Source organism: Sulfurihydrogenibium subterraneum DSM 15120, from assembly GCF_000619805.1.
In the GTDB taxonomy this organism is placed as follows: Bacteria; Aquificota; Aquificia; order Aquificales; family Hydrogenothermaceae; genus Sulfurihydrogenibium; species Sulfurihydrogenibium subterraneum.
The window spans coordinates 125,919-134,600 of record NZ_JHUV01000012.1 but is presented as its reverse complement, the minus strand read 5'-3'; the positions used below and the strand labels follow the sequence as shown (position 1 = coordinate 134,600).

The 8,682-nt window shown below is 29.8% G+C and carries 9 protein-coding genes; 6 read left to right on the top strand and 3 right to left on the bottom strand.

The window, feature by feature from the left end:
- The 6 genes from Q385_RS09020 to Q385_RS09015 form a co-directional block, all read left to right on the top strand.
- Nucleotides 1-1,109, top strand: a 1,109-nt coding sequence (locus tag Q385_RS09020; protein ID WP_037919836.1) for a restriction endonuclease subunit S, incomplete at its 5' end; no start/stop codon positions are given.
- 97 nt (nucleotides 1,110-1,206) lie between these two features.
- A complete protein-coding gene (locus tag Q385_RS0107490) occupies nucleotides 1,207-1,656 on the top strand; it encodes a CopD family protein (RefSeq protein WP_028951070.1) in 450 nt (149 codons plus the stop codon).
- A gap of 2 nt (nucleotides 1,657-1,658) precedes the next feature.
- Nucleotides 1,659-2,123 carry a hemerythrin domain-containing protein gene (locus tag Q385_RS0107485; RefSeq protein ID WP_028951069.1) on the top strand — a complete coding sequence of 155 codons (465 nt, stop codon included), beginning with the start codon at nucleotides 1,659-1,661 and terminating at the stop codon, nucleotides 2,121-2,123.
- Between the two features lie 10 nt (nucleotides 2,124-2,133).
- A complete protein-coding gene (locus Q385_RS0107480; RefSeq protein ID WP_028951068.1) occupies nucleotides 2,134-2,562 on the top strand; it encodes an RrF2 family transcriptional regulator in 429 nt (142 codons plus the stop codon).
- Between the two features lie 12 nt (nucleotides 2,563-2,574).
- A complete protein-coding gene (locus Q385_RS0107475; protein ID WP_028951067.1) occupies nucleotides 2,575-2,898 on the top strand; it encodes a cupin domain-containing protein in 324 nt (107 codons plus the stop codon).
- 1 nt (nucleotide 2,899) lies between these two features.
- Entirely contained in the window at nucleotides 2,900-4,033 is a 1,134-nt protein-coding gene (locus Q385_RS09015) for a hypothetical protein (RefSeq protein ID WP_051524421.1), read from the top strand.
- Here Q385_RS09015 and Q385_RS0107465 read toward each other — a convergent pair.
- Genes Q385_RS0107465 through dnaG form a run of 3 tightly spaced genes read right to left on the bottom strand, consistent with a single transcriptional unit; the run spans nucleotide 4,030 to nucleotide 8,676 of the window.
- Nucleotides 4,030-5,202 (bottom strand): class I SAM-dependent rRNA methyltransferase, encoded by a 1,173-nt coding sequence (locus tag Q385_RS0107465; RefSeq protein WP_028951066.1) that lies wholly within the window; start codon nucleotides 5,200-5,202, stop codon nucleotides 4,030-4,032. The two genes, Q385_RS09015 and Q385_RS0107465, sit on opposite strands and share 4 nt — an antisense overlap.
- 36 nt (nucleotides 5,203-5,238) lie before the next feature.
- Nucleotides 5,239-6,999 (bottom strand): RNA polymerase sigma factor RpoD, encoded by a 1,761-nt coding sequence (gene rpoD, locus Q385_RS0107460; RefSeq protein WP_028951065.1) that lies wholly within the window; start codon nucleotides 6,997-6,999, stop codon nucleotides 5,239-5,241.
- A gap of 3 nt (nucleotides 7,000-7,002) precedes the next feature.
- Nucleotides 7,003-8,676, bottom strand: coding sequence for a DNA primase (gene dnaG, locus Q385_RS0107455; RefSeq protein WP_028951064.1), 1,674 nt, complete (start codon nucleotides 8,674-8,676; stop codon nucleotides 7,003-7,005).
- Nucleotides 8,677-8,682 lie beyond the last annotated feature (6 nt).

The window sequence follows — 8,682 nt, the reverse complement described above, 5'->3', positions numbered from 1 at the left end:
AAATATTAAAGAAGGGAACTCTTGCTAAAGAAGTACCAATGGAAGCATTACAACCTTTTACAAAAAAAATTTATACTTATCAAATAGGATTATATAATGGAGGTGCAAAATTTAGGAACGGTGATACGTTAGTCGCAAGAATTACACCAAGTTTGGAGAACGGTAAGACAGCATATGTTGATATTTTAGAAGATAATGAAATAGGATTTGGTTCTACAGAATTTATAGTTTTAAGAGGAAAAAAGGGAATAACAGATAGTCATTTTTTATATTACTTTGCTATTTCACCAGATTTTAGAGATGTAGCTATAAAATCAATGACTGGTAGCTCAGGGAGACAACGAGTACAAACAGATGTAGTTTTGAGTTATGAATTTTTATTCCCCCCTCTTCCCGAGCAAAAAGCCATAGCCTCTGTGCTTTCATCTCTTGATGATAAAATAGACCTCTTACACCGTCAAAATCAAATCCTTGAACAAATGGCAGAGACGCTTTTTAGAAAATGGTTTATAGAAGATGCAAAAGATGATTGGGAAGAGGTAAGTTTAGGAGACAGTGATTTAGCAACTATAATTAGTAGCGGAATAGAAAAATTTGAAGGCGAAAAAATATACTTAGAAACTGGAGATGTTAAAGATACCAATATTACTGGTGGAACAAAGATTACTTACGAGAGCAGACCTTCAAGAGCTAATATGCAACCCATAAAATTTTCAGTTTGGTTTGCTAAAAAAGGAGGAGTTAGAAAACTTTTAATGTTTGATGATTATTCAGATATAGATAAGTATATTCTTTCAACTGGATTTTCAGGATTAAAAACAAATGAATTAAGTCATTATTATGTTTGGTGTTTTGTTTTAACTAAAGAATTTCAAGAAATAAAAGATTCTTTTGTAAGTGGTTCAGTTCAACCAGATATAACCAACGAGGGAATTAAAAACATAATAATTCTGAAGCCAGATGAACAAACATTATTCAAATTTAATGAAATTGTAAAACCATTATTTTATAAATATCAGCAAAACAAAGAACAAATCCAAACTCTTGAAAATTTAAGAGATACACTATTACCAAAACTTATGAGCGGAGAAATCAGAGTTAAAATATAATTGTTTTTTTATCAAGAGTAAACTTAGGAGAATGGATCTCTATGTATTGCATTTTTCAAAAATTTAAGATAAAATTATCTTAAATTGAGGTAAGAAAATGAAAGAAATAATTTTAACGATACACATTCTTTTAGCAACTTTATGGATAGGTGGAATGCTTTTTATGGTGTTTGTTTTGTCTCCTTATGTAAGGTCTCTTCCAAACAGTGTAGAGGCTTTTCAAAAAGTAGGAAAAAGGTTTTCTCTAATTGGAACTTTTATTGGTTTACCAGCTTTATTGATAACTGGAATAGGAAACATGCATAACCTTGGAATAACTTTTTCAGATTTGCTTCACAGAACTTCTCCTTATGCATCTACTTTGCACGATAAAGTGCATCTATTTTTATTAACTTTTATTCTGGCATTAATTCACGATTTATATTTAGGTCCAAGGTCTCACTTAAATGAAAAGTTTAGAATTGCAACCAGAATTATAGGTGTAATTAACCTTATAATAGGCATTTTAATCGTGTTTTTAGCTGCAAAACTCAGATTTGGAGGTTAATTATGTTTGAAAAAGAAATAGAGGAACTTATAACTGAACATAGAGAAATAAATGCTGTTTTAAAAAAATATGAAGAAAATTTGGGAAATTTATCGGAAGAAGATATAAAAAACTTTATACAGTTCATTGAAACCACAGTTGAAAACCATGCAAAAAAAGAAGATGAAGATTTTTTAACAAAGGTTTTAGAAGTTAATCCAGATTATGATGCCGAAGCTTTTTCTTTTGCACACAACACTATCAGAGAAGGTCTTACAGACCTTAAAGACACTTTTGAAGAGTATATAAAAGGTAAAAAGACCTTAAAAGATGTATATCCTTTTGTTAAAAGAGTTATAACTTTGATTTACGACCACTTCTTAGAAGAAGAAAACTTTTTCTTTCCAGATATAAAAAGAATAAAATTAATAGATGGAAAATTTAAAGTAGAAGAAATTGATTTAAAAGAAGAAAAAGAGTGGCTTTAAGGAGATTGATATGCTGTCAGAATCTGTAAAAGACTGTATAAGGGCATTGATATATTTGGCTTTAAATCAGGATAAAGAGTACATATCTGTTAAGGAAATATCATCAGCTTTAAATCTTCCTTTTTTCTTTCTTGCAAAGAACATCCAAAAGTTGGTAAAAGAAGGCATTCTTGAATCTTACAGAGGTCCTAAAGGTGGTATCAGTTTTAAAAAACCTATAAACGAGATAAAAATAGTAGATATAATAGTTGCAATAGATGGAGACAATCTTTTTAAAAAGTGTGTTTTAGGATTTGAAGAATGTTCTGATTTAAATCCGTGTGCTATACATCATAAATGGGCTCCTGAAAGAGAACATTTAAAAGAAATATTTAATGCTACCCTTTATGAGATTGTAAATGATATAAAATTAGGAAAAATTAAGAATATAAAACTTTAGTAAGGTGATAAAATGGCTTTAGAGATTAAAATTGAAGAATCAAAATTTTCCAATAAGCCAGTGGTAGAGAAAATTTATGAAAATGAAACAGTTAGAGTTGTTCTATTTTATTTAAAATCTGGTAGTTTAATAGATTTACATACATCTACTTCTACGGTTATAACAACTGTTTTAAAAGGAAGTGGAAAATTTTATATCGGAAATAGAGAAAACATAAAAATTTTAACACAAGGAGAGACACTGATATATGACCCAAACGAACCTCACGGATTTGAAGCTGTTGAAGATATGGTAGTCCAAGCTATAATAACACCTTTACCTGTAAAAAGGCTGTAGAATGTTTCACATATCAAAAATATCTCCTTTCTTCTTTATTCTTGCTTACTTAGACCTTGTTCTATCTACTTTTTATAAAAATGATATTCAAGATTTAGCTTTTATTTTAGTTTTTGGTTTTATCTTTAATACAGTTTTAGGTGGACTTTATCAAATTGTTCCTAACTCCCAATCTCAAAAATTAAGATATCCTTGGGTTAGTTATATAGTTTTTTTATTATCTCTTAGTGGAAATATTTTCTTTTTAGCAAATAACTTAAAAGCTTTTTCTGTTTTTATACTTTTAGCAGTTTTAATTTTTATCTTTCACATAATCAGCTGCGTAAAATTAGTAAAACCACTTACAATAAGATTTATTCTTACAGGAATTTTTTATATGCTTTTATCAGTGATTTTTTTAAATTTAAGCATTTTTCAAGGAATTGTACCTTATCAGCTCTCTGTTCATACGTTTACTTTAGGAGTAATGACAAACCTTATAATTGGTGTTTTATTTACTTGGATTCCGATGCTAACTATGCAAGTTTTAAATCTAAAGTTAGCAGATAAATTTTATTATGTTTATCAAGTAGCTGTTTTTCTATTTTTAAGCTCTTTTTTTGTTTTAAATTACAACTTTATTCTACTGTCTGGAGTTATTTTACTTCTTTGTGTTTTGTTTTATCTTTACATTATTTATGACTCTGTATTTAAAGGTAAAAAAGCCATTGTTTTACCTTTAGTAGTTAAATACTTCCTTTTAGGATGGTTTTTATTTCTACTTGGGACGATTACTATACTGGGAATTATTATTTTTAATAAGTTTGATTTAATTATTTTGCATATAGATTTAATGATTTACGGTTTTGGATTTTTAGTTTTATCAGGGGCTATGATTCATCTTCTTCCAAGGATATTATGGAACTGGTTTTATCAAGAGAAAGTTAGAAAAGGGAAAGAAGTTCTTCCAATTCATAAACTTATTAATGAAAAGCTTGCTTTAATAAATCTGTATTTTTATATACCTTTGTTGATTTTTATTGCTGGATTTGATTACTTTAAACTTTTTGATATTTCTTCATCTATTTTAGGAATTTTTTATATCTGGTTTACGGTAGGAACTTTTTACAGACTGGTCAAGTTTGTTTTTTCTTAAATCTTCTGTGCTAAAAAGCCTTTTAAGTAAAAAGTGTTTGGAATGTTTATTATATAAGGATGGTCAATATCTTGCATTAGAAACTCTTTAAACTCTAAAACAGAAGCTGTATCTTTACAGGCTTGAAGAGTTGTATCAATTAAATCTTGAAGAGTAATATGGTGAGAACAGCTAAATACAGCTAAACATCCGTTTTCATTTAAAAGTTTTAAACTATTTAAGATAAGATACTTAAATCCTCTGAGAGCTCCTTCTACTTCATTTTTTGTTTTTGCAAAAGGTGGCGGGTCTAAGATTATAAAGTCGTATTTAAAACCTGATTTTACCTCTTTCTTTAAGAAGTCAAAAACGTCTTCCTTAACAATTTCATAATTCTTTAAGTTATTTATTTTTGCATTTTTTTCTATCTGATTTACAGCTGCTGAAGATATGTCAACAAACTTTATAAAATCAGCTTTTTTAATGCCACAGTGAACGCCAAACCCACCAGAGTTAGAAAATAAATCTAAAACTTTGTAGCCTTCTTGACAGTAATCGTAAACTACTTTTCTGTTTTTTCTCTGGTCTAAATAAAATCCAGTTTTCTGGCTTTCTGTAAGATTTACTAAAAATTTTGCATCATACTCAAAAATCTCTATCTCTTTTGGTATACCTCCGAAAATTAATTTTTCTGTAGTTTCTAATCCTTCCTTCTCTCTTGATTTCTCATCAGACTTTTCGTAAATACCTTTTGGATTTAATTCTTCTATCAATGTAGAGACAATTAAATCCCTCAACCTTTCCATCCCTGCAGTGTTTATTTGAACAGAGAGATATCCATCGTAGTAGTCTACAATTAAACCAGACAATCCATCAGCTTCTGAGTGAATGAGGCGGTATGCGTTTGTAATATTTTTTAAAGGCTTTCTTTTTTCTAAAGCTTTATTTATCTTTTCTACAAAGAAATTTTTATCTATAGGTTTATCTTCAAATGAAAGTATTCTTACAGTAATCTTACTTTTAGGATTTGCGTAGCCTACTGCTAAAAACTTTATATCAGGAGAATAAATACGGACTAAATCTCCTTCTTTTACATCCAATGGAATAGATTTTATCTCTTTGTTGTAAATCCAAGGATTTTTTAAGCTTACTTTTTCTATTCCTGCTTTGTTTAGTATTATGTTTTTCATTATTTTTTAAACACCCCCGATAACGGGGGATTTTAATTAATCTCCTTCAATAAACGGTTTTAAATATTTTGCCCTGTGTGGATGTCTTAGCTTTCTGAGAGCTTTTGCTTCTATCTGTCTTATTCTTTCCCTTGTTACTCCAAATCTTTTACCAACTTGTTCTAATGTGTGTTCTGTATCATCTTCAAGTCCAAATCTATACCTTAATACCTGTTCTTCTCTTTCTGATAGAGTAGATAAAACTTCGTCAAGCTGCATTCTAAGAGCATTTTTAAGCATGTGTGCTTCTGGAGATAGAACTGTTTTGTCTTCTATAAAGTCTCCAAGGTGTGTCTCTTCGTCTGTTCCAATAGGTGTTTCTAAAGATATAGGCTCTTGGGAAGTTCTTAGTATCTTCTTAACTTTTTCTGCAGGCATTCCTACTTTTTTTGCTATTTCTTCAGGTGTAGGTTCTCTACCAAGCTCTTGTACCATTGACCTTGCCACTCTTATTAGCTTATTAATTGTTTCTATCATATGTACTGGAATTCTAATTGTTCTGGCTTGGTCTGCTATTGCTCTTGTGATTGCCTGTCTAATCCACCAAGTTGCATAGGTAGAAAATTTAAATCCTCTTTTGTAATCGTACTTATCAACTGCTTTCATAAGTCCTATATTTCCTTCTTGAATAAGGTCTAAAAACTGTAAACCTCTGTTTGTGTACTTTTTAGCAATAGATACAACAAGTCTTAGGTTAGCTTTAACAAGTATCTGTTTTACGTTGTTTATTTCATTCCTTCCTTGCTGTATTATGTCTAATACGTGGTCAAACTCTTCTGGAATTGTTCCTATTTTTGCTTTTATATCTTCAATCTCATTTTTAAGTCTTAGTGTTTCTGTCCTTAGTATTTCGTATCTGCCGTAAGAGAAGCCATTTTTTTCAAGTTTTTTTAGTATTTCTGGATTTTTTTCATACTCTGTAGAAAGCATTAGATCTATATCAGGATGAATTTTTGATATTATCTTTATTCTTTTTTCATAGTCTTTCTCGTTTTTCCTTAGCTTGATGTATAACTCTTTCAGTTCATCTGCTATTTTGTCTAATTTAGTAAACTTAATGTTTAAACTTTTTATAAATTTATTTAACTTTGCGTGTTGCCATACAAACTCTTTTTTTGCTTCTAATGTTTTTGTTTCAAGGTAAATCTTTTCTTTTTCAAGTAAATCTCTGTAGAGTTTAGCAAGTTCCAAACCTTTCTTAATAAAGTCAGAAGTTATTTTGTCATAGTTTTCGTTATTTTCAAGCTCTAAATCTTCTGTTTCTGATATGTCCTCTGGTTTTTCTTCAGTTTCTTCTATATTCAGTAAATCTTGTACTCTTAACTTACCATCTACAACTTTAGCCCACTCGTCTAACAACCTTTCTGTAAGGAAAGAGGTCCTAAGTAAGCCTCTAAATACTTTCTTTCTTCCTCTTTCTATCTCCATTGCATACTTAATCTCTTCATCTCTCTTTAACAATGGAATTTTTCCCATCTCTCTTAAGTATAACTTAACTGGGTCATCTGCTTTTGACCAAACGTCATCGTCAAAATCTATTCCAAGATAGATATCATCGTCTTCTTCTTTAATTTTCTCATCGTCTCTTACGTCTATGTTTAACTCGTTTAGGTATTCAATAAGGTTTTCTATGTGCTCATCAGATGAGAAGAATTCCTCATCTACATAGGTGCTTATCTCTGAATAGGTGACATAACCTTTTTCTCTTGCGAGATTGATAAGAGTTCTTACATCATCTCTTTCTTGAAGGTTAATCATATATCATCGCCTCCTTTTAAGAGTTTTTATTTCATTAAAAACATCTGTAAAATTTTTCTCTGACAAGGTTGATAAATCAAGAGATTTTTGCTTCTTAATCCACTCTTGTCTAAAGTCTTCTAATATTTGCAAAACAGTCTCTTCTGTAGTTGAGATGTTGTGCTGGTTTAAAGTTTGAGATAAATCTTGAATAATTTGCGTATTCCCACTGTTAATCAGTTGTATATAATAACCTAAAGTATCTGAAAAGGTTATTATATCATAAAAATTGTACTTTTGCAAGAAATTCGGATTTTCCAATATATGTTTTAAAACTATCTTTTCTTTAATACTGAGTTTAGGTTTTATATCTTTGTTTTCATCTTCGCTATATTTTAAATTTTCCCTTTCTATTTTTGTTAGTAATCTAACTTTTTCTATATCCGATTCAACATTAGCAAAAGCTCTTCCTGTATATTTTGCTACGATTTCTATATAACTGTTTCTTAAAGAAGGGTCTTCTATGTAGGCTATTATCTTTGTTATATAGTTGTAAATTGTTTGATAATTTTTAAGCTGTGTTTTTATATCTGAGTCTTGAATACTTTTTAGTCTTTCTAAAAGAAAGATAATTATATCTTTTGACCGGTCAATAATCTCTTTAACTTTTGATAAGCCTTGTTTAGATAGTTCATCTGGGTCTTTTGCCTCTTTGTAGTAGGCATACCTTACAGTTATTCCTTCTGACAAAAGTATTTTTGCGGTTTCTATTGCAGCTTTTTTTCCTGCTTCATCAGAGTCAAACATAACAACTGCTTCTTTTATATATTTTTTTAGTAGGTTTGCTTGATTTTTTGTAAACGCTGTTCCCAGCGTTGCCACAACATTTTTTATTCCAATCTGAAACAGTGATATTAAGTCCATATACCCTTCTACTATCACAACACTTTGTTTTTCTTTTAGATGTTCAAGGGATTCATAAATACCGTACAATGTATTTCTTTTTTTATAAATAACTGTTTCTGGAGAGTTTAGATACTTGGGTTGTCTTACACTGTCTAAAGCTCTTCCACCAAAGGCTATTATATTTCCTTTTATGTCTTTTATAGGGAAGATAAGCCTTCCAGAAAATTTATCTTTAAATCCGTTATCTGTTTTTGTTATTAATCCTATCTTTTCTAAATCTTCTACAGATATATTTTTCTCTTGAATGTATTTTTGCAGAAGAGAGCTGTCTTCTGGTGAATAGCCAAGTTCAAACTCTTCAATAGTTCTTGACAGTATTCCTCTATTTTTTAAATAGTCTTTACATATTTGTGATTTTTTTAGGTTTTCTTTGTAAAACTCTGTTATCATTCTTGTTATTGCATAAAGTCCTTTGTTTAACTTCTCTTTTTCACTGTCTAAGTATTTAACAGGAATATTATATTTTTGGGCAAGTTTGACAACTGCATCAAAGTAAGAGATTTTTTCATATTCCATAACAAACTTTATGGCATTCCCGCTTATACCACATCCAAAACATTTAAAGATATTCTTTGTAGGGGATACTACAAAAGAAGGAGTTTTTTCATTATGAAAAGGGCAGAGTGCTACATACACAGAACCTTGTCTTTTTAAACTTAAATAATCTGATATTACATCATAAACGTTTGCTACTCTGTTTACTTCTTCTACAGTCTCTGGGGATATAGCCATCTACTC